The sequence below is a fragment of the Variovorax dokdonensis genome (assembly GCF_030316895.1).
GTDB classification, from domain to species: Bacteria; Pseudomonadota; Gammaproteobacteria; order Burkholderiales; family Burkholderiaceae_C; genus Variovorax; species Variovorax dokdonensis.
Genome location: NZ_JASZYV010000001.1, coordinates 455,152 through 474,509, shown reverse-complemented (window position 1 = coordinate 474,509; position 19,358 = coordinate 455,152). Strand labels below are relative to the sequence as shown.

General features: G+C 69.0%; 17 protein-coding genes and 1 pseudogene. 6 read left to right on the top strand and 12 right to left on the bottom strand.

What is annotated here, in order from left to right:
- Positions 1 to 132: 132 nt before the first annotated feature.
- Positions 133 to 1,086 carry a LysR family transcriptional regulator gene (locus QTH91_RS02160; protein WP_286658393.1) on the top strand — a complete coding sequence of 318 codons (954 nt, stop codon included), beginning with the start codon at positions 133 to 135 and terminating at the stop codon, positions 1,084 to 1,086.
- Positions 1,083 to 2,063, top strand: coding sequence for a Bug family tripartite tricarboxylate transporter substrate binding protein (locus tag QTH91_RS02155; protein ID WP_286658392.1), 981 nt, complete (start codon positions 1,083 to 1,085; stop codon positions 2,061 to 2,063). The genes QTH91_RS02160 and QTH91_RS02155 overlap by 4 nt, the downstream gene beginning before the upstream one ends.
- Positions 2,064 to 2,078: 15 nt before the next feature.
- Here QTH91_RS02155 and QTH91_RS02150 read toward each other — a convergent pair whose 3' ends face one another.
- The 9 genes and pseudogenes from QTH91_RS02150 to QTH91_RS02110 all read right to left on the bottom strand — a co-directional run bounded on the left by QTH91_RS02150 (position 2,079) and on the right by QTH91_RS02110 (position 11,436).
- Positions 2,079 to 3,302 carry an ABC transporter substrate-binding protein gene (locus QTH91_RS02150; protein WP_286658391.1) on the bottom strand — a complete coding sequence of 408 codons (1,224 nt, stop codon included), beginning with the start codon at positions 3,300 to 3,302 and terminating at the stop codon, positions 2,079 to 2,081.
- A gap of 74 nt (positions 3,303 to 3,376) precedes the next feature.
- Positions 3,377 to 4,426: a branched-chain amino acid ABC transporter permease gene (locus QTH91_RS02145; RefSeq protein WP_286658390.1), complete on the bottom strand. Its 1,050-nt coding sequence runs from the start codon at positions 4,424 to 4,426 to the stop codon at positions 3,377 to 3,379.
- A gap of 3 nt (positions 4,427 to 4,429) precedes the next feature.
- A complete protein-coding gene (locus tag QTH91_RS02140) occupies positions 4,430 to 5,299 on the bottom strand; it encodes a branched-chain amino acid ABC transporter permease (RefSeq protein WP_286658389.1) in 870 nt (289 codons plus the stop codon).
- A gap of 15 nt (positions 5,300 to 5,314) precedes the next feature.
- A pseudogene (locus QTH91_RS02135) lies at positions 5,315 to 6,028 on the bottom strand (ABC transporter ATP-binding protein).
- Positions 6,025 to 6,906, bottom strand: a complete 882-nt coding sequence (locus QTH91_RS02130) for an ABC transporter ATP-binding protein (protein ID WP_286658388.1) — start codon at positions 6,904 to 6,906, stop codon at positions 6,025 to 6,027. The pseudogene QTH91_RS02135 and the gene QTH91_RS02130 overlap by 4 nt, the downstream one beginning before the upstream one ends.
- A 113-nt stretch (positions 6,907 to 7,019) precedes the next feature.
- On the bottom strand, positions 7,020 to 8,273 hold the full coding sequence (locus tag QTH91_RS02125) for an MFS transporter (protein WP_286658387.1): 1,254 nt from the start codon (positions 8,271 to 8,273) through the stop codon (positions 7,020 to 7,022).
- A gap of 27 nt (positions 8,274 to 8,300) precedes the next feature.
- A complete protein-coding gene (locus QTH91_RS02120) occupies positions 8,301 to 9,974 on the bottom strand; it encodes an LTA synthase family protein (RefSeq protein WP_286658386.1) in 1,674 nt (557 codons plus the stop codon).
- A gap of 26 nt (positions 9,975 to 10,000) precedes the next feature.
- A complete protein-coding gene (locus QTH91_RS02115) occupies positions 10,001 to 10,654 on the bottom strand; it encodes a YceI family protein (protein WP_286658385.1) in 654 nt (217 codons plus the stop codon).
- Entirely contained in the window at positions 10,651 to 11,436 is a 786-nt protein-coding gene (locus QTH91_RS02110; protein ID WP_286658384.1) for a CDP-alcohol phosphatidyltransferase family protein, read from the bottom strand. Before QTH91_RS02110 ends, QTH91_RS02115 begins: the two co-directional genes overlap by 4 nt.
- A gap of 61 nt (positions 11,437 to 11,497) precedes the next feature.
- On the opposite strand from QTH91_RS02110, the gene QTH91_RS02105 reads away from it, so the two are divergent.
- Genes QTH91_RS02105 through QTH91_RS02090 form a run of 4 tightly spaced genes read left to right on the top strand, consistent with a single transcriptional unit; the run spans position 11,498 to position 14,953 of the window.
- Positions 11,498 to 12,517, top strand: a complete 1,020-nt coding sequence (locus tag QTH91_RS02105; RefSeq protein ID WP_286658383.1) for a zinc-dependent alcohol dehydrogenase — start codon at positions 11,498 to 11,500, stop codon at positions 12,515 to 12,517.
- Complete coding sequence (locus QTH91_RS02100) at positions 12,517 to 12,915, top strand: 6-pyruvoyl trahydropterin synthase family protein (RefSeq protein ID WP_286658382.1); 399 nt, start codon at positions 12,517 to 12,519, stop codon at positions 12,913 to 12,915. The genes QTH91_RS02105 and QTH91_RS02100 overlap by 1 nt, the downstream gene beginning before the upstream one ends.
- A gap of 20 nt (positions 12,916 to 12,935) precedes the next feature.
- A complete protein-coding gene (locus tag QTH91_RS02095; RefSeq protein WP_286658381.1) occupies positions 12,936 to 14,033 on the top strand; it encodes a glycosyltransferase family 4 protein in 1,098 nt (365 codons plus the stop codon).
- Positions 14,030 to 14,953 carry a class I SAM-dependent methyltransferase gene (locus QTH91_RS02090; protein WP_286658380.1) on the top strand — a complete coding sequence of 308 codons (924 nt, stop codon included), beginning with the start codon at positions 14,030 to 14,032 and terminating at the stop codon, positions 14,951 to 14,953. Before QTH91_RS02095 ends, QTH91_RS02090 begins: the two co-directional genes overlap by 4 nt.
- A gap of 23 nt (positions 14,954 to 14,976) precedes the next feature.
- On the opposite strand, the gene QTH91_RS02085 is transcribed toward QTH91_RS02090, so the two are convergent.
- The 3 genes from QTH91_RS02085 to QTH91_RS02075 form a co-directional block, all read right to left on the bottom strand.
- Complete coding sequence (locus QTH91_RS02085) at positions 14,977 to 15,861, bottom strand: RibD family protein (RefSeq protein WP_286658379.1); 885 nt, start codon at positions 15,859 to 15,861, stop codon at positions 14,977 to 14,979.
- Positions 15,858 to 16,724, bottom strand: a complete 867-nt coding sequence (locus tag QTH91_RS02080; protein WP_286658378.1) for a hypothetical protein — start codon at positions 16,722 to 16,724, stop codon at positions 15,858 to 15,860. Before QTH91_RS02080 ends, QTH91_RS02085 begins: the two co-directional genes overlap by 4 nt.
- 74 nt (positions 16,725 to 16,798) lie before the next feature.
- Positions 16,799 to 19,225, bottom strand: coding sequence for a catalase (locus QTH91_RS02075; protein WP_286658377.1), 2,427 nt, complete (start codon positions 19,223 to 19,225; stop codon positions 16,799 to 16,801).
- Between the last annotated feature and the right edge of the window lie 133 nt (positions 19,226 to 19,358).

Here is a 19,358-nt window from a genome sequence, read left to right as displayed (position 1 = left end):
GTTCTGTCGCGGCGATCCGCGCGGCCTCGCATGGGTCGCTTGTCACCGGGGCGGACGATAGGGGCGCATGTGACATCGGGTCAAATAAAATGATCGGGTAGTTCCAATACGAAAAACATATGGAGACGGGCGATGGACCTTCGTGCCCTGCGCTACTTCGCGGCGGTCGCCGAGACCGGCCACATGACCCGCGCCGCCGAACGCCTGGGCATCGCGCAGCCGCCGCTGTCGCAGCAGATCAAGCAGCTCGAACGCTCGCTGGGGCTTGTGCTCTTCAAGCGCCATCCACGCGGCGTCACGCTCACCGAGGCCGGCCGCCTGTTCCAGGCCGAGGCGCTTCGCCTGCTCGACGACGCTCAGGCCATGCGCGCACGCATGAAGCGCGTGGCCGAAGGGCAGGCTGGCGTACTGCGGGTGGGCTTTACCAGCTCGGCGGCGGCGCACCGCTTCGTGCCCGACGCGCTGCGCGCGTTCCGCCAGTCGCACCCGGGCATCGAACTTCAGCTGCGTGAAGCCAATGCGGCGGGGCTCACCGATGCGCTGGCCTCCGGCCGCCTGCATGCCGCATTGCTGCGCCGCCCGGTCGCACGCCCCGATGGCCTGCGGTTCGAAACCCTGCTGCGCGAGCCATTGGTGGCCGCGCTGCCCGTCGACCGCTTGCCGCCTCCATCCAACGGCCGCGCGAAAGCGCTGCCGCTCGCGCGGCTGTGCAACGAGCCGCTGATCCTGGTGCGCCGCCCTGGCGCGCCGGGCATGTACGCCGACCTGCTATCGCTGTGCCACGCGCAGGGCCTGGCGCCGCAGGTGGTCGCCGAAGTCGATCGCATGATGACCAACCTGAACCTGGTGGCGGCAGGCGTCGGCGCATCGGTGGTGCCGGCCTCGATGGCCGGCGTGCACCCGCATGCGGTGGCCTACCTGCCGCTGGCCGGCTGCGAGACGCTCGACGCGCCGCTCACCCTCGCCTGGCGCGAAGGCGAAGACAGCCTGCCCGCCCAGCAGTTCCATGCGTTGCTGCAGGCCCGGGCCAAGCCGCCGGCAGCCGGCTCGGCAAGCGGCCCGCGACGCAGGAAGGTGCCGGCATGAGCATGAGCCGCCGCGCCGTGCTGCGTGCCTGCCTCGCGCTGGGCGCGCCTTCGCTGCCTGCGGCTCGCGCGGCAGACTGGCCCAGCCGCCCCTTGCGGCTGCTCGTGGTCTATCCGCCTGGCGGTGTGTCCGACGTGATGGCACGCGCCCTGGCCGGCCCGTTGGCCGACGCGCTCGGCCAGCCCGTGGTGGTGGAGCATCGCGCGGGCGCCGGCGGCAGCGTCGGCCTGGATGTGCTCGCGCGGGCGAGTGCGGACGGCTACACGCTCGCGTTCTCCGCAATAAGCCCGATCGCCCTGCATCCGCTGGTCGCCCCGGCCGCCCTGTCGGACCGCGTGCAAGCCGTGGTGCCGGTGGCCGGCGTGATGCGAACGCCCGTCCTGGTGGTGGCCACGCCGGCGTTCAACGGACACGATTTCGCAGACGTGCTCATCCAGGCCCAGCACGCGGGGGGCCGCCTGCGCTGGGCCACATCGGGCGTGGCGACGACGGGGCATCTGGTGCTGGCGCAGGTGCGTGCGCTGGCCGGCGTGGACATCACGCACGTTCCCTACCAGGGCGGCGGCCAGCAACTCAACGACGCACTGGCTGGCCACTTCGAGCTGCTGTCGACCAATGTCGCCGCCCAACAGTTGCGCTACATCGAAGGCGGTCGGCTGCGAGCGCTCGCGGTCGGTGCGCCGCAGCGCCTGGCCGCGCTGCCGCAGGTGCCCACGCTGGCCGAGCTGGGCTTCGAGGCAGCGAACCGCGATTCGCTGTTCGGCATCTTTGCGCCGCCGGGCACGCCTGCATCGGTGGTGGGCCGGCTCAACGCCGAGGTGCGGCGCATCGTGGCGTCCGCGCCGATGCGCGACTACCTGCGCCGGTCGTACAACCTGCCGGCCGCCGGCAGCGCCGAAGCGCTGGCCCGCGAGATCGCCCTGGAGCGGGAGCGCAACGGGCAGCTCCTGGCGCGAGAGCCTCGGGCCTTCGAGTAGCCCGCTGGCCGTTGCTCAGTCCACCGTGCTGAGCAACTGGCCGAAGGTCTCCCACTGCGTGCCGGTGAACTTGGCCAGCTGCGCCTGCTTGACCAGGAAGTAGTCCTTGGGCGACGTGTTGAGCGTCATGCCCGGCAGCATCAGCGGCAGCTTGAGGCTCTTGATGCTGGCGGCCTGCTTCATCAGGTTCTCGCGCGAGAGGTCGTCGCCGCAGGCCTTGAGCACGTGCACCATGGTCTGCACGGCGATGTAGGCGTAGAGGTTCGACGCGTCCTTCGGGTCGCCATCGGTGTAGTAGCGGCCCATGAAGGCTCGCCATTCGAGCATGGCGGGATCGTCCTTCCACTGCGGGTCGTTCGGGTCCTTGTAGTACTGCACCGTCAGCAGACCCACCGACTTGTCCAGCCCCGCCGGCGTGAGCACCGAGCCCACCGAGGCACCCACGTTGTTGAGCAGGTGCAGCGGCTTCCAGCCCGAGTCGTAGGCCTTGCGCACCGCCTGCGCCGCGAACTTGGGCGTGGTGATGTTGATGAAGGTGTCGGCGCCGGAGCCCTGTAGCGTGACGATCTGCGAATCGACCGTCGGGTCGGACACCTCGTAGCTGGCCTCCGCGACGATCATCTTGGCGCCCTTGGCGCCCAGGCCGTCCTTCACGCCCTTGAGAAGGTCTTTGCCGTAGTCGTCGTTCTGGTAGAGGATCGCCACCTTGGCGTTGGGCTTTTCCTTGAGCAGGTACTTGGCATAGATGATGCCCTCGGCCTGGTAGCTCAGGTTGAAGCCGATCGTCCACGGAAAGTGCTCGGGGTCGGCCCACTTGGTGGCGCCGGTGGCCAGGAACAAGTGCGGTACCTTCTTGGCGTTGACGTACTTGTGGATCGCCGAATTGCTGGGCGTGCCCAAGGTCTGGAACAGCGCAAGCACCTGCTCCTGCTCCACCAGTCGGCGAACCTGCTCGACGGCCTTGGGCGGGCTGTAGCCGTCGTCCAGGCTGATCAGGTTGATCTTGCGGCCCTTGATGCCGCCCTGCTCGTTGAGCATCTTGAAATAGGCCTGCTGCAGCCTGCCGATGGTGCCGTAGGCCGATGCCGGGCCGCTGTAGGGCATGGTCTGGCCGAGCTTGATCTCGGTGTCGCTGGCGCCGGGCCCGTATTTCTTCTGCGCATGCACCGGAAGCGCGGCGGCCGCCAGGAGCGATGCGCCCGTGATGAGCGCGGTACGTCGATCAGGTCTTGATGTCATGGTGATTTGTCTCCTTCGATCTCAGACGACGATGCAATCGGGCCGGCCCATGACGGCCGCCCCGGGCCAGGAAATCACCGCCCTCGCCTCGCCTGCCACCGCGCGTTCAGGCCGCGCAGCAGACCGGCGACGCCAAAGGGCATCACGTACATGAACACGATCAGGAAGATGCCGTAGATCGCCCACGGCGCGGCCTTGGAGATATGGTCGGCCACGTTGGGAATGAACTGGATGAAAAGGGCGCCGTAGATCGCCCCCTGCATGGAGGCCAGCCCGCCCACCACCACGCCGACGATCAGCGTGATCGACAGGAACACGCTGAACGAATCGGGTGCGACGAACTGGATCACGATCGCCCCCAGCGCACCGGCGATGCCGGTGTACATGGCCGACACGCCGAAGGTGAGCGACTTGATCATCGCGGTGTTCACACCCATCGCGCGCGCGGCGATGGGCTGGTCGCGGATGGCCACCATCGCGCGGCCGATGCGCCCGCGCAGGATGTTCCAGGCCACCAGGAACAGCACCACCAGGCAGGCCAGCACGAAGAAATAGAGCCAGCGGTCTTGCGACAGGCCGGTCCATGCCGGTGCATCGGGCTTGATGATGACGATGCCCATCGCGCCGCCCGTCCATTCCTCCAGATGCTTGTACTTGAGGATCTGCGGCATCGCCACGCCCAGTGCAAAGGTGGCCAGCGCCAGGTAGAGCCCGTCGAGCCGCAGTGCCGGCAGGCCGAACAGGAAGCCCGCCAGCAGGCACACCGCGCCGGCCGCCGGCAGCGTGGCCCAGTAGGGCACGCCAAACTTGTCCATCAGGATCGCCGCCACGTAGGCACCGATGGCATAGAAGGCGCCGTGCCCCAGCGAGATCTGGCCGTTGTAGCCGGTCAGCATGTTCAGGCCCAGCAGCGCAATGGCATAGACCAGCGCCAGCGTGAGCTGGAAGACGCGGTAGTCGCTGAGCACGAAGGGCAGCACGCAGGCCACCAGCAGCGCCGCCGCCAGCAGCACTCGGGTGTGCGTTGCAGGACGCTCCAGTGCCGGGCGAGGCACCGGCACCGCTTTCTGCGAGGGCGACGCCGTGTGCGACGCAGCGCGAACCGTTTCGGATGGACTGGACATGCGTCAGACCCTCGTCACATGGACCTTGCCGAAAAGACCCGAGGGCCGGATCACCAGCACGCCGACGATGAGCACCAGGGCGACCGTCAGCTTGAGGTCGGTGCCCAGGAATGCGCCGACCAGGTTCTCCAGCACGCCGACGATGAAGCCACCGAGTACCGCGCCGCCGGGGCTGTCGATGCCGCCGAGCAGCGCCGCGGCGAAGGCATAGAGCAAGATGCCCGACATCATGTTCGGCTCCAGGAACACGGTGGGCGCCACCATGATCCCGGCGATGGCGCCGATGGCCGATGCCAGCCCCCAGCCCAGCGCCAGCATCCAGCCCACGCGCACGCCCACCAGCCGGCTCGACTCGGGGTTCTGCGCCGCCGCGCGCATCGCCAGGCCCAGGGGCGTGAAGCGGAAGAACACGAACACCGCCAGCAACACCAGCAGCGTGACGCTGATGGCGCCGAGCTCGTGCGAGGTGAACAGCCCGTTGCCAAACAGGGGCTGCTCGGGAAAGGGGCTTGGAAAGGGCTTGATCGTGTAGGTGAAGATCCAGCCCGCCAGGCTGTTGAGGATCACCAGCAAGCCGATGAAGACGATCACCACCGACAGGATGGATGCGTTCTCCACCGGCTGCACCACGATCCGCTCGATCAGCGCGCCCAGCACGAAGGCGATGGCCACGGTGATGAAGAAGGCGCCCCAATAGGGCACGCCGGCATGGATCAGGCTCCATGCGATGTAGGTCGAGAACATGGCCAGCTCACCCTGCGCGAAATTCACGAGGTGCGTGGCCTGGTAGATCATCACCAGCGCCAGCGCCATGCTGGCGTAGATGCCGCCCGTCGCTAGGCCCGACATCACCTGGTGCAAGAGCACGTTCATGGCGCCACCCCTTCCTCAGTAGCCCAGGTACGAACGCCGGATGGCTTCGTCGTTGCGGATGTCCTGCGCCGGCCCCGAGATGACGACGCGCCCGGTCTCCAGCAGATAGGCGGTGTCGGCCAGCCGGAGGGCCAGGGCCGCGTTCTGCTCCACCAGCAGCATGCTCACGCCGTCCTGGCGGTTGATCTCGCCGAAGATCTCGAACAGCTACTGCACGATGCGCGGGGCAAGGCCGAAGGATGGTTCGTCCAGCAACAGCAGTCGCGGGCGCAGCATGAGCGCGCGCGACACCGCCAGCATCTGCTGCTCGCCACCGGACAAGGTTCCGGCCTGCTGCCGGCGGCGCTCGGCCAGCCGCGGGAAGTAGCGGTAGATGCGCTCGTAATCTGCCTCGACCTGCGCCTTGTCGCGACGCGTATAGGCACCCATGCGCAGGTTCTCTTCCACCGTCAGGTTGACGAACGTGCCGCGGCCGTCCGGCACGTGGGCCACGCCCTGGCGCACGATCTGCTCGGTGCTGCGTCCGTCGATGCGCATGCCGCCCAGTTCGACCTCACCGCCGGTCTTGACCATGCCGCACACGGCGCGAAGCGTGGTCGTCTTGCCGGCGCCGTTGGCGCCCAAGATGGTGGTGATGCCGCCCTCCTTCACGCCGAAGTCCAGGCCGTGCAGCACCTTGACCGCGCCGTACTGCGCCTGCAGCTGACGGCAATCCAGCAGCCGCGTCATGCCGCCACCCCGCCCAGGTAGGCCTGCACCACGGTCTCGTTGGCCTGCACCTCGGCCGGCGTGCCGTCGGCGATGACGCGGCCGAAGTCCAGTGCCACCACCTGGTCCGACACACGCATGACCAGGTTCATGTGGTGCTCCACCAGCAGCATGGTCAGCTGCAGGCGTTCGCGGATCGCGCGCAGCAGTTCCATCAGCGCCTCCACCTCTTCGTGATTGAGGCCGCCGGCCGGCTCGTCGAGCAGCAGCAGCTTGGGCTGGCTGGCCAGCGCGCGGCCCAGCTCCACGCGCTTTTGCGTGCCGAAGGGCAGGTCCATCACGCGGGTCTGCGCCACCGATTCGAGATCGAGCAGATGCACCAGTTCATCGGTGCGCTCGGCCAGGCCAGCCTCTTCGCGGCCCACCCAGGGCAGGCGCAAGGCGTTCGACAGAAAGCCGCTCCTGGTGCGGCAATGTCCGCCCAGCATGATGTTCTGCCGCACGCTCATCGTGCGAAAGAGCGCCAGGTTCTGGAAGGTGCGCCCGATGCCGAGCGAGGCGATGCCGTGCGCCGGCGTCTGCTGCAGCGAGCGGCCTTCGAACAGGATGTCGCCTTCGCTGAACTGGTAGAGGCGCGACAGGCAGTTGAACAGCGTGGTTTTGCCGGCGCCGTTGGGGCCGATCAGCCCGACGATGCGCCCGGCGGGCACGGCAAAGCTCACATGGTCGAGCGCGGTGATGCCACCGAAGCGGACGGTGACGCCCTCGACGTTCAGCAGATCGGCACGGTTTGCAGACGAGGCGATGATCGACTCCTGGCAAGACCTGGATCCCGCCCATGCACGGGCGGCGCGATGCCGCTTTCGTGTGTCCGCGCACTGCCTCGTGAGCAGCTGCATCGAACGTCGCGTAACGGCGTGCTACTGGCGGGGCGAAGGTTAGAAGGCACTGCGCCGGGCCGAAACCCGGCAATACCCTGCCCCGGTCTGTCGCCTTGGCGACGCAAGCGGTTTCAGGCGGTGGCGAGGCGGCCGATGCGCCGCGTGCGCATCAGCAGGCCGAAGGCGATCGACATGTTCAGCAGGTTCCAGCCGATGCCGTTGATGAAGGCAGCCTGATAGCTGCCGGTCAGGTCGAACACCTTGCCCGACATCCATCCGCCCAGCGCCATGCCGAACAGCGTGCACATGATCACGGTGCCGACCCGTGCGCCCGCCTCGTGCGCGGGAAAGTGTTCGCGCACGATGATCGCGTAGCTCGGCACGATGCCGCCCTGGAACAGCCCGAACAGCGCCGACACCACGAACAGCGGCACGAGTCCGTCGAAAGGCAGGAACAGCATCAGTGCCAGGCACTGCAGCACCGAGCCGAGCAGCAAGGTGCGCAGGCCGCCGATGCGGTCGCAGATGACACCCGAGATCAGGCGACTCGCGATGCCGAAGGCCAGCATCACCGACAGCATCTGCGCGCCGCGCGCTGCGCCCAGTCCGAGGTCGGTGCAGTAGGCGACGATGTGCACCTGCGGCATCGACATCGCCACGCAGCAGGCGAGGCCGGCCACGCACAGCCATGCCTGCGCGGAGCCGGGGCTGAGGCCGAAGGGCTTGGCATCCGGCGCGGGCGCCTTCGATGGCGCCGAACCGGCCGGCACCGCGCCGCTCGCCGGCGAACGCGCGCGCATGAACAGCGCCAGCAGAACCATGCAGCCGCCGCAGAACAGGCCCATGCCGACGTAGGTCTGGCGCCAGCCGACGGTCTCGATGAAATGCTGGACGATGGGTGGCCACACCGCGCCGGCGATGTAGTTCCCGCTGGCGCACATCGCCACCGCGATGCCGCGCCGCCGCACGAACCACAAGGTGGTGTCGGCCACCAGCGGCGCGAAGGCGCAGGAGCTGCCCAGCAAGCCCACCAGCAGGCCCTGCACGAGTCCGAACGCGAAGATGCCACCCACCATCGCACTGCCGACGTAGCCTGCGGTCAGGCCCGCGGCACCGAGCAGCAGCGCCCACATGATCCCGAAGCGATCCGCCAGCTTGCCCATCAGCACGCCGCCGATGCCGAAGCCCAGCAGCAGCAATGTGTAGGGCAACGAGGCATCCGCACGCGTGGCGCCGAACTCGGCCTGCACCGCCGGCAACATGACCGAGACGACGTACATCCCGCTGCTGCCCACCGTCATGAACAGCATGGTGATGGCCAGCCGAACCCACGCATAGCGTGAATCGGGCAGGTGTTGGGCGGCGGGCATCGCGGTCGCGGACATCGGGGGGCATTGTGCCCCTTGGCCCCGTCAGGGCCGAGGCAGCGAGGCGATGGGCCGATCGTCGAAGGCCGCCAGCAGGACGGCGGTGAGGCCCGCCATCGGCATCGAAGCACCACGGGGGCCCAGCTTGCCGGCGACGCCCGCATCGGCAGCGGGCAGCAGGCCGCGCGAGAAGCCCAGTGCCTCGAAGCGCGCCAGCAGCGCCGCATCGCTGCTGATGACGTGCACGGGCACGTCCCACGACGCGCCTTCGCCGCTCACGGCTGCCCAGGGCTGATGGTCGCCCACCACCAGCGTCACCAATTCGCGCGGCGCCGGCCCCGCCAGATAGCTTCCCAGCCAGTCCAGCGTGGCGCCGATCGATTCCAAGTACGCCGGCCGAGCCTGCGACCAATCGGCCGGCTGCGCCAGCGCGGTCGCGATGTCCTCGGGCGTGTAGGCCTGCGACGTGGCCAGGCGAGCCCAATCGCCGTCGAAAGGCGGCAGCGGACGGAACGGCGCATGGCTGCCCAGCGTCGGAAAGACGATGAAGCGCGGCGCCTGCGAAGCCGTCCGGTGGGCCAGTTCCTGCCGGTGCAGCAGTGCCATGGAAGCCGGGTCGGGGATCTGCCAATAACCGAGTTCAAGGCCCTCGTAGCCGATGCCCTGTGCATCGGCGATGCGGTCGAAGCCGTAGAAGCCGCCCTCCGGCCAAGCGCGTTGCAGGCCCGGCATCCACCCCACGGTGTGCCAGCCTTGCCGATGGAACATCGACACCAGCGAGGGCCGGTCGCTGGACAGCAGGCGCTCGTAGTCGCCTGGGTCGCGCGTGTCCACGCCCGCCAGCAGTGCGGCATGCGCGAGCCAGGACGATCCGCCGAAGGTGGGGGAACGAACGCGCGTCGACACCACGCCCCGGCCTGCGGACTGCAGGCGCTGCAGCAGTTGTTCGCGCGCCGGTGCCAGGGCCTGACGCTGCGCCGCATCGTCCACCGTGCATGCGCCGTAGGACTCCAGAAACACCAGCAGCACATCAGCGCCGCGCAGTCCGGCCAGCGAATGCGCGGCGAAATCCGGGCTGGGCGACAGCGGCTCGGTGGCGCCGGGCCAGAGCTGCGCGGCCAGCACTTGCGCCTGCCGGGCGATGGCCGGTGCGACCGGCCGCGCGAGAGCCTCCGTTCGCCATGCTTGGAAGGCTTCGAGCCGTGTGGCTCCCGGCGCAAATGCCAGGACCAGCAGCAGGATCGAAGCCGCGGCCAGCACGCGTCGCGAACGCGGTTCGGCCAGCCCCGCCGCCACGCCTTGCCAGCAAAAAAGGATGGCCGCATACAACCCCGCCATCGCCAGCAGCAGCGCGAGCACCGCGGCCGCGATTGCCCCGCTCGACCAGCCGGCCAGCGCCAGCACGGACATGGCGTGGCGTCCGTCCCAATAGGGATTGAGTGGCCGGCCGAACACCGCCTGTACGGTCACATCCAGATAACGGGCCAGCACCCACAGCAATGTGACGGCCGCCAACGCGCGCAGCGCTGCCGCGCCCGGCCTGCCGCGCCAGAAGGCAACGATGCACAGCACCAGCAGCGCCAACGCCAGTTCCGGCGAGACTTGCGCCAGCGGACGGGGCCATGGGGTGGGCCACAGGTTGCCCATCGTCAGCAGGCCATTGAGCACGAGCAGGGCCGCCAGCAGCCGCCACCCGCGTCCAGAAGCGAACGCCGGCACGGCCCGAGAACCTGCCGGCCCAGGGTTCATCGGCGAACGGCCTCGAACTCGATGATCAGCGGCACCTCGTCACCCACCCAGCCGTTGGCCACGCCGTAGTTCATGCCGTAGGCGCTGCGCTTGAAGCTGCCGCGCGCCGACACGCCCATCCGGTAGTCCTTGTCGATGGGCGACGGGCCGCTCTGGTTGACGGTGGCTTGCAGGCTGAGCGGCTGCTTGCGCCCGAGCAACTCCAGTTCGCCGTCGATCTTGAATTGGCGATCGCCGGTGCGCTGGGCCGACTGCGCCGTGAAGAACATGCGCGGAAACTCGGTGGCATTGAGGAAGTCGGCGCTCTTGAGGTGCTGGTCGCGCTTGGCATGGTTGGTGAACACGCTTTGCGTATCGACCTCGATGCGCACGTCCGACAACGCGCCGCTGGCTTCGTCGAAGCGATAGCTGCCACGCGCCGCCCGGAACATGCCCAGCACCTTGGCATAACCCAGGTGATCGACCAGGAAGCCCATCGTCATGTGGTCGGGATCGATCTCGAAGCGGGCAGGCTCCGCACGCGCCGCCGACGGTGCCAGCACGAAGAGCGGCAACGAGGCGAGCAGCGCGAAGAGCCAGCCACGCGCCGAAGGCGAACGGGGCATGGCATGGCCGGTCGATGGGCGATGGCGCGGCAGGGTCGAGGTCATTCGGTCTCCTTCGTCGATACGCGTTGGCGGTGCTCCTGGATCAGCCACCGCACGTCGATGGCGAACGACAGCAGCAGCAGGGCCAAGCTGATCGCGGCGATGGCCTGGCTCCAGGGCCGCGCAATGATGGGCCCCAGGCAGACGATGAGGCAGGTGATCTGCACCACGCAGACCGTCTTCCGGCGCATGCTCGGTGGCAGCGGGCGAGACAGCCATGGCCAGGCCCAGGCGGCCGCGACGAAGAGGTAGCGTGCCAGTCCGGCAAGCAGGACCCAGGCGCCGGCCTTGTCCCAGTGCCACACCAGCAGGCTGAGCACCAGGATCATGAAGGCGTCGCTTTCCATGTCGAAGCGCGCACCGAAATCGCTGGCCAGGCCCTGGGCGCGCGCCAGTGGCCCGTCCAGCGCATCCAGCAGCGCGGCCGTGGTGGCGAGCACGATGGCCGCCCAGGCGACGACATCGGGCGGGTGCCAGGCTTGGCCGATGCCGCCGGCCAGCACCGCGATCATTGCCAGCCGAAGCAGCGTCACGCGGTTGGCGGCACCGAAGCGGCGATGCGGCATGTGGCGGGCCAGCCCCCACATCAGCAACGCGCAACCCAGCACGAAGACGGCCAGCGCCTTCAGCGCGAAGGCATGGGCCATCCACCCCGGCACGATCAGGGCGACGAGCACCAGGGCGAGCAGCGCGGCCGTGGCCAACGCCTCGCGCGCGGCGTCGAGGCGCAGGTCATGAAGCGCCTTGGCCTGCAACGACCCGGGTTGAGCGGAAGTGAACTGCACAGCCTATGATCGTTCGCGATGGCGCCAGGCCCAAGCGGCAGCGCATGCAAGTCCACACACGATGCCAGCATATTCATCCCCCGCCGATCGTGCACAGGCCCGCGCTTGCTGGATCGCCGCGCCCGGACGGGCGGAGATTCGCACCGAGCCCGTGGCCACGCCGGCCGAAGGCGAAGTGCTGGTCCGAACGCGCCACAGCGCCGTCAGCCGCGGCACCGAGATGCTGGTCTTCCAGGGCCGCGTGCCGGCCAGCGAGCATGAGCGCATGCGCGCGCCCTTCCAGCAGGGCACGTTCCCCGGGCCGGTGAAATACGGCTACGTCAACGTCGGATGCGTGGAGCAGGGCCCGGCCCACCTGCTGGGGCGCGACGTGTTCTGCCTGTATCCGCACCAGACGCGCTACGTGGTTCCCGCCACGGCGGTCCACCCCTTGCCCGAGGGACTGCCCGCCGCGCGTGCCGTGCTGGCAGCCAACATGCAGACCGCCATCAATGCGCTGTGGGATGCAGCCCCTCGCGTGGGCGACCGCATCGCGGTGGTCGGCGGTGGCGTGGTGGGCCTGCTCACGGGCTGGCTGGCCGCGCGCATGCCCGGATGCGCCGTTCAGTTGATCGACACGCAAGCCGATCGCGCGGCCGTGGCAGCGCGCCTGGGCATGGGCTTCGCCCTCCCCGAGGCGGCCGATCCGGACGCCGACCTCGTCGTCCACGCCAGCGGCCATCCCGAAGGCCTGGCCACCGCACTGCGACTGGCCGCCTTCGAAGCCACGGTGCTGGAGATGAGCTGGTACGGCGACCGGCCGGTCACGCTCCCGCTGGGCGAAGCATTCCACGCGCGGCGCCTTCGCATCCGCAGCTCGCAGGTGGGCCACATCGCGGCGTCGCAGCGTTCCCGCTGGACCCACGACCGACGCGCGGCGCTCGCGCTTTCGCTGCTGGTGGATGCACCGGAACTCGACGCGCTCATCACCGACAGCGCGCCGTTCGAAAACCTCCCGCAGGTGCTGGCCCGACTGTCCGGCGACGCGCCCGGCACCCTTTGCCAGCGCATCGACTATTCCTACGACCAGGATCCTTTCTGATGTACAGCGTCAACGTCCGCGACCATTTCATGATTGCCCACAGCTTCAAGGGCGAGGCTTTCGGGCCCGCCCAGCGCATGCACGGCGCCACCTATGTGGTGGACATGGAATTGCGGCGCCCCGAATTGGACCCCGACGGCATGGTGGTCGACATCGCCCGCGCCACCGATCTGTTGCGCGAGGTGCTGGCCGAGCTGAACCTGCGCAACCTGGACGAGGACCCTGCCTTTGCAGGGCACAACACGACCACCGAATTCATGGCACGCGTCGTGTTCGACCGCGTGGCCGCACGGATCTCGGCTGGCGCACTGGGGCCGAACGCCCGCGGCCTGGCCTCGATGCGCGTGTGCCTGCATGAATCGCACGTCGCCTGGGCGGCGTACGAGGCCGCCCTCTGAGGCTTTGCGCGGAGGCTCGGATGCAGACGGTTCACTTCCTCTACCCCGGCTCGCTGGCGATGCGCACGGGCGGAACGATCTACGACCGCCGGATCGTGGAAGGCCTGCGCGAGTCGGGCTGGCAGGTCCATGCGCAATCGCTGGGCGAAGGCTTTCCGTTTCCCGATGCGGCGACGATGACGCAAGCGCGTGCGCGGGTCGAATCGCTGCCCGACGATAGCCTGGTGCTGGTGGACGGCCTCGCCTTCGGCGTGCTCGACGCCACGGCGACCGAACATGCGGCTCGCCTGCGCTGGATCGCGCTGGTGCATCACCCGCTCGCTCTCGAAGCAGGCCTGCGCCCTTCGCAGCAGCAGGCCTTGCTGGGCAGCGAAAGGCGTGCGCTTGGAACAGCACGTGGCGTGATCGTCACCAGCCCGGGCACGGTGGATGACCTGACGCCCTACGACGTCGACCGGCAGCACGTGCGCGTCGTGTTGCCAGGCACGGACCGCGCCGCGCTGTCGGCAGGCACCGCGCAGGTCTCGCTGGAAACGCCGCTGCAGTTGCTTTGCGTGGCCAGCATCACGCCGCGAAAGGCGCACGCCGTGCTGGTGGAGGCGCTGGCGGGCCTGAAGGATCGGCACTGGCACCTGCACTGCGCCGGCAGCGAACAGATGGATGCCGCCTGCGCCGCGCAGCTTCGCGCCGCCATCGAGTCGCATGGCCTTGCCGAGCGCGTCACGATGCATGGCGAACAGGACGACGACGGCCTGGCTCGGCGCTATGCAGCCGCCGACGTGTTCGTGCTGCCTTCCTTGCACGAGGGCTACGGCATGGCCTTGGCCGAAGCCCTGGCTCGCGGCTTGCCAATCGTCAGCACGCGCGCGGGGGCGATTCCAGGCACGGTGCCACCGGATGCCGGCATGCTGGTTCCGCCGGGCGATGTCCCGGCGCTGCGAGCCGCGCTCGCGCGTGTCATGGACGATGCAGCCTGGCGATCCCGCTTGCACGCCGGCGCCGTCGCTGCACGCCATGCGCTGCCCGACTGGCGCCAATCGGCCGAGCGGTTCGCACTCGCCCTGCAGGACTTCGCGAAGGCACCGCTTCGTTCGGCAACGACCGGAGCAAACGCATGAGCGCGGCCGCCACCGGCTTCGATGCCAAGCCCTTCGACGGCGCCTGGCTGGCGCTGCGCGAACCCTTCGATCTGGCGGCGCGTGCCGGTGCGATGGCGCAGCTCGATCTGCATGCCGCGCTTGCCGGCCGGCGGCACGACGGCCAGCCGCTTCGCGTGCTCGAACTGGGCTGCGGCACCGCTTCCAACTTCCGGGCGCTGGCGCCATGCGTGGGCGCCCTCGAGGCTGGGCGCGAGCAACAGTGGCTGCTGGTCGATCACGACCCCTTGCTGCTGGCCATGATCGGCCCGGCCATGGCGCATTGGTGCGCCGCGCACGGCTTCGAGTGGCACGCCGAGGGCGCGTCACGCGCACGGATCGAAGCCAGGGGCTGGCGTGCCGCGCTGCACTGGCAACAAGCCGATCTGCTCGCGCAGCTCGATGCCCTGCCCTTTGCGGATTGCGACCTCATCACCGCCTCGGCGTTGCTCGACCTGGTCAGCGAAGAATGGCTGGATCGCGTGTTGACGCGCGCCGCCAAGGCCGGTGCGGCCCTTCTCTTTTCGCTGACGGTCGATGGCCGCCTGGCATGGACACCCGGCTTGCCCGGCGACGCGCGAGTGGCCGCGCAGTTCGCGGCGCACCAGCAGCGCGACAAGGGCTTTGGCGGCCGTGCGCTCGGCGCGCGCGCAACGGAGGTTGCCCGGCGCCGGCTCGCCGAACTCGGCCATGCGCAAGCGCAGGCGGCGAGCGACTGGCGGATCGACGCCGCCGACACGGCCATGATGAACGCCATGATCGCCAGCCTTGCCGATGCCGCCATCGAGCAGGCGCCGCCGGCGCGGGCGGAGTTCGAGGCATGGCGCACGCAGCGCTTGGCGCAGGCGACGTCGTCGACTCTGGTGGTCGGGCATGCCGATGTTCTCGCGTGGCCAGGCTGAACTTGCCCCGGCCCACGCAACGCTCAGCGTCTGGCCGCGCTCAGATCCAGATCCCAGAGCATGTCCTGCCCCAAGCTGAAGATGCGAGCCGGCGGGCGCGGGCAGTCGCGCATGCTGGCATGAAGCGGCAGTTGAAGCCCGGGTCTCCCGCCGCCGATGACGACCGGAGCCACGCTCAGGTGCAGCCGGTCCAGGCATGACTGCGACAGGAATCGCGACACCGTGACGCCGCCGCCTTCGACGAAAAGCACCGACAGGCCGCGCGCATGCAATGCCGCCACCAGCGGGGCCATGGCGATGGCGCCCTGCGCATCGACCAGACCCTCCACGCCCAGCACCTGATCGGCGCCCACCCGGCGGGCTGCCTGCGCCGCGCGCGTGGCGTCGCAAGCCAGCAGCGTCGGCGCCTGCCCATCGCTGAGTGCCTTGAGCGTGGTGGCGAGGCCGAGCCCCGGGTCGAGCAGCACTCGCACCGGGTTGGGACCGGGCACGCGTCGGGTGGTGAGTTGCGGGTTGTCCAGTGCGGCGGTTCCGGCGCCGACGATCACCGCGTCGCTCAGCGCGCGCAGCCGGTGCAGGTGGGTGAGCACCTCGGGCCCGTTGACAAAATTGGCGTCGCCGCCATGGGTGGCGATGCAGCCGTTCAGGCTTTGGCCCAGCTGGCCCAGCACCCACGAATCACCACCGGGAGGGCGATCGAGCAGGGGTTTGAGCAGCTCGAACACCTGGCAGGCTTCGTCATCCCAGCCTTGTCCGGCCCTCGACGCCAACTGCCAGCCCTGGCCCTCGGCGTAGACCAGCGCGGCGTCGTGGGCGGCTTGGCGTGCATCACCGCTGCGGCGCGCGTGCGCGACCGCAAGGCAGTCGGGCCAGAGCGCATCGATGCCGTGGACTCGTGTTCCGGTCATTTCCAGGTCGGTGCGTAGTAAGGGTCGCTCGGGTCCGCGCCGAAGGCCTTGCCGCCCCAATGCGCGAGTGCCAGGGCGGCGAGCACCCAAAGCACCGCGACGCCTGCGACGAGGAGCGTTTCGACCCAGGGCGGCGCTTCGCCGCGGCGCAAGCGCTGGCGCACGCCCCGCACCACCGCGCCGGAAGAGAACGACGCCGCCAGAAGCAGCACCGAGCCCGGTGGCGCGCCGGTGAGCAGGCCGGTCGATTGCGCCAGCGACAACCACGTCACCACCGCAGCGATCAACGCACTGGCGCCCAGTCGGATTCGGGAAACGGGCCAAAGCCAAAGACCTGCAGCCGCCACTGCCGCCGACAGCGCCAGCGAAAGCTCGAACAGCAGCGCCGAGCCGGAACGCATGGCCAGCGCCGCCAAGCCAAGTGCCGCCACGACGAGCATCGCAGCCGCGTTTGCGCGGGCCGGCGGCTCGGCCAGCACCGCGCCGATCACGGCCATGCCCACGATCCAGCTGCCGATGCGCGGCAGCATGGGCTGGTTGCCCAGCACGACGATGACGGCCAGGGCCCAGAGCGCGCCCGCGGCTGCCCACTGCAAGCGGGCCGATGCACGCAGCCATTCGGCCACGATCCCCGCAAGGGCCGCAGCGGCAATGATCCACGGGAGCTTTTCGGTGATGGAGAGCGGGCGGCCCACCCAGCCGATGGCGGCGATCGAAGAAAGCACGAGACCCAGCGAAACGCCCGCCGCAGCCCAGCGCGCACCGCTTTCCGGCCCGGCCAGCGTGCGAGCCAGCGCGGCCCAGACGAAAGCCAGCGCGAAGGGCAGCGCCAGGCTCTGAACGAGCGGATGGTGAAGACTCATTGCCCCCTTATGCCGGGGCAAGCGCCGCGCGTCAATCGTTGCGGATTGGCCATGCATGCGCTGCCCCGCGACGCCTACACCCGCGGAGGATCGGTGTCGCGCTCGTAATGGCGATGGCGCGCCAAGGCCTCGGCAAAGGGCTCGATGGTCTTCTTGATGGCGCCAGCGTCCGTGAGGATCAGGCCCGGGTCGGCACTGCCATCGGGCAGCGACATCGGCAGTTCGGCCTGGGTGAGCAAGGCCTGGCCTGCGCCGATGGCCAGGATGGTCTTGCAATGCCGGTACTGGTCCTTGACGAATTCCATCGTCTGCCCGATTTCCGCGAGCGCCTTGACCGCCGCTTCACCGTCGGGCAAGACCAGCGCGTCGAACAGGAAGCCGGGGTTGTTCTCCAGGCTGGCGTCCACTTCGATCCGGCCGCCGTCGCTGGTCGCGAAGGCGCCCAGGTGCGGCCCGACCAAGCGAGGCACGGCGCCCTGCTGCATCAACGCTTCGACCAGCGCGCGCAACGACGCGCCGTCGACGCCGTCGGCCACCAGCAACGCCACCTTGCGCGTGCGGATGCCGCCTTCGCCAGGCCGCGCCATGAGCGACAGCGAAGGCGACTCGTCCACCTCCGGCCGCGGTGGCGACGCCATGGCGCATGGCATGGTCTCCGGCAGTTCCATGCCCAGGCCCTTGGCGACCTTTTCGGCCAGGGCGTCCGAGACGTTGCGCAAGCTGGCCACCATGCGCGCACGAATTGCGGGCACCGTCACCTTCGACAGCTCGAAGCGGAAAGCGGCGGCAATGTGCGCCTGCTCGACCGGGGTCTGGCTCTCGTAGAACAGGCTGGCCTGCGTGTAATGGTCGGCAAACTTCTCGGGCTTGACGCGCACCTTGTCGCTGTCGGCTTCGGCATCCATGCGCGCCTTGACGCTCATGAAGCCCTGCGCGGCACCAGCCTGGAAGGGGCAGCCGCCGCCGAGCGAATTGGGCTCGTAGGCCACGCGCCCGCGATGGATGGCCTGGCGGTGCATGCCGTCGCGCTGGTTGTTGTGCACCGGCGCCAGCGGCGCGTTGATGGGCAGTTCGTGGAAGTTGGGGCCGCCCAATCGCGAGATCTGCGTGTCCACGTAGGAATGGATGCGGCCGGCCAGCAGCGGGTCGTTGGTGAAGTCGATGCCGGGAATCACATGCGCGACGCAGAAGGCGACCTGCTCGGTTTCGGCAAAAAAGTTGTCGGGGTTGCGGTCGAGCACCATGCGTCCGACGATGCGGATCGGCGCCAGTTCCTCGGGCACGATCTTGGTGGGATCGAGGATGTCGAAGCTGAAGCTGTCGGCCTCCTCCTGGGTGAAGACCTGCAGGCCGAGTTCCCATTCCGGATACTCGCCCGCGTCGATCGCCTCCCACAGGTCACGCCGGTGAAAGTCGGGGTCGGCACCGGAAATCTTCACTGCCTCGTCCCAGACCAGCGAATGCGTGCCCAGCTTGGGCTGCCAATGGAACTTGACGAAGCGCGCTTCTCCCTTTGCGTTGATGAGCCGGAAGGTGTGCACGCCAAAGCCTTGCATCATGCGCAGGCTGCGCGGGATGGCGCGGTCGCTCATCGCCCACATCATCATGTGGGTGGATTCGGGCATCAGGCTGATGAAGTCCCAGAAGGTGTCATGCGCCGAGGCTGCCTGCGGCATGCCGTGGTGCGGCTCGGGCTTCACGGCGTGGACGAGATCGGGGAACTTCATCGCGTCCTGGATGAAGAACACCGGCATGTTGTTGCCAACCAGGTCCCAGTTGCCTTCGTCGGTGTAGAACTTGACGGCAAAGCCGCGCACATCCCGCGCCGTGTCCTTGGAGCCGCGCTCGCCGGCGACGGTCGAGAAGCGCACGAACACCGGCGTGCGCTTGCCCTTCTCGGCGAACGGCGCGGCACGCGTCAGATCCGTCGCGGGGTCGGTGCATTCGAAGTAACCGTGCGCGCCAGATCCGCGCGCATGGACGATGCGTTCCGGGATCCGCTCATGGTCGAAGTGGGTGATCTTCTCGCGCAGGACGAAGTCCTCCAGCAGCACGGGGCCCCGTGCGCCGGCCTTGAGCGAGTTCTGGTTGTCGGCCACCGGCACGCCCTGGTTGGTCGTCAGGCGTTGTCCGCCGCCATCGGCGCGCACGCGCTCCAGCGAACCGTCGGGCCCGCTGGTGCCGGGCTTGGGCGGCCGGCCGGTCTTGTCGGAGGCGTTGCGTTCGGACAAGGTGCTGGACGCGGCCAGTCCGGGATCACCCGATGCGGTCTGGCCCGCTGGCGTCTCCAGCGCATTGGCCTCGCCATGCTCCTTCGCCTTGTTGGCGTTGAACGGCATCTCGGCGGCCAGGTCTTGCGTCTGCACGGCGCGTGTTGCGGGCAGGTCGCCCTTGGCGGCTGCGGGATCGGTCGGATGTGCGGGTGCGCTGTCGGTGTTGCGTGCGGCGGCGCGAGCGGCGGCGATGTCCGGCGTCGCGGCCGAGCTGGGCTTTCTGGGCATGAAGGGTCTCCGTGGGGGGTGAGCGGCTGGTTCGCCGAAATCGCTCTTCAGCCTAAGGACGACCCGATCCCCCGCGAGTAGGACGAGCGCTCACCCCGACGGCAACGGATGCCGCGTGCACGTGCGGTTACAT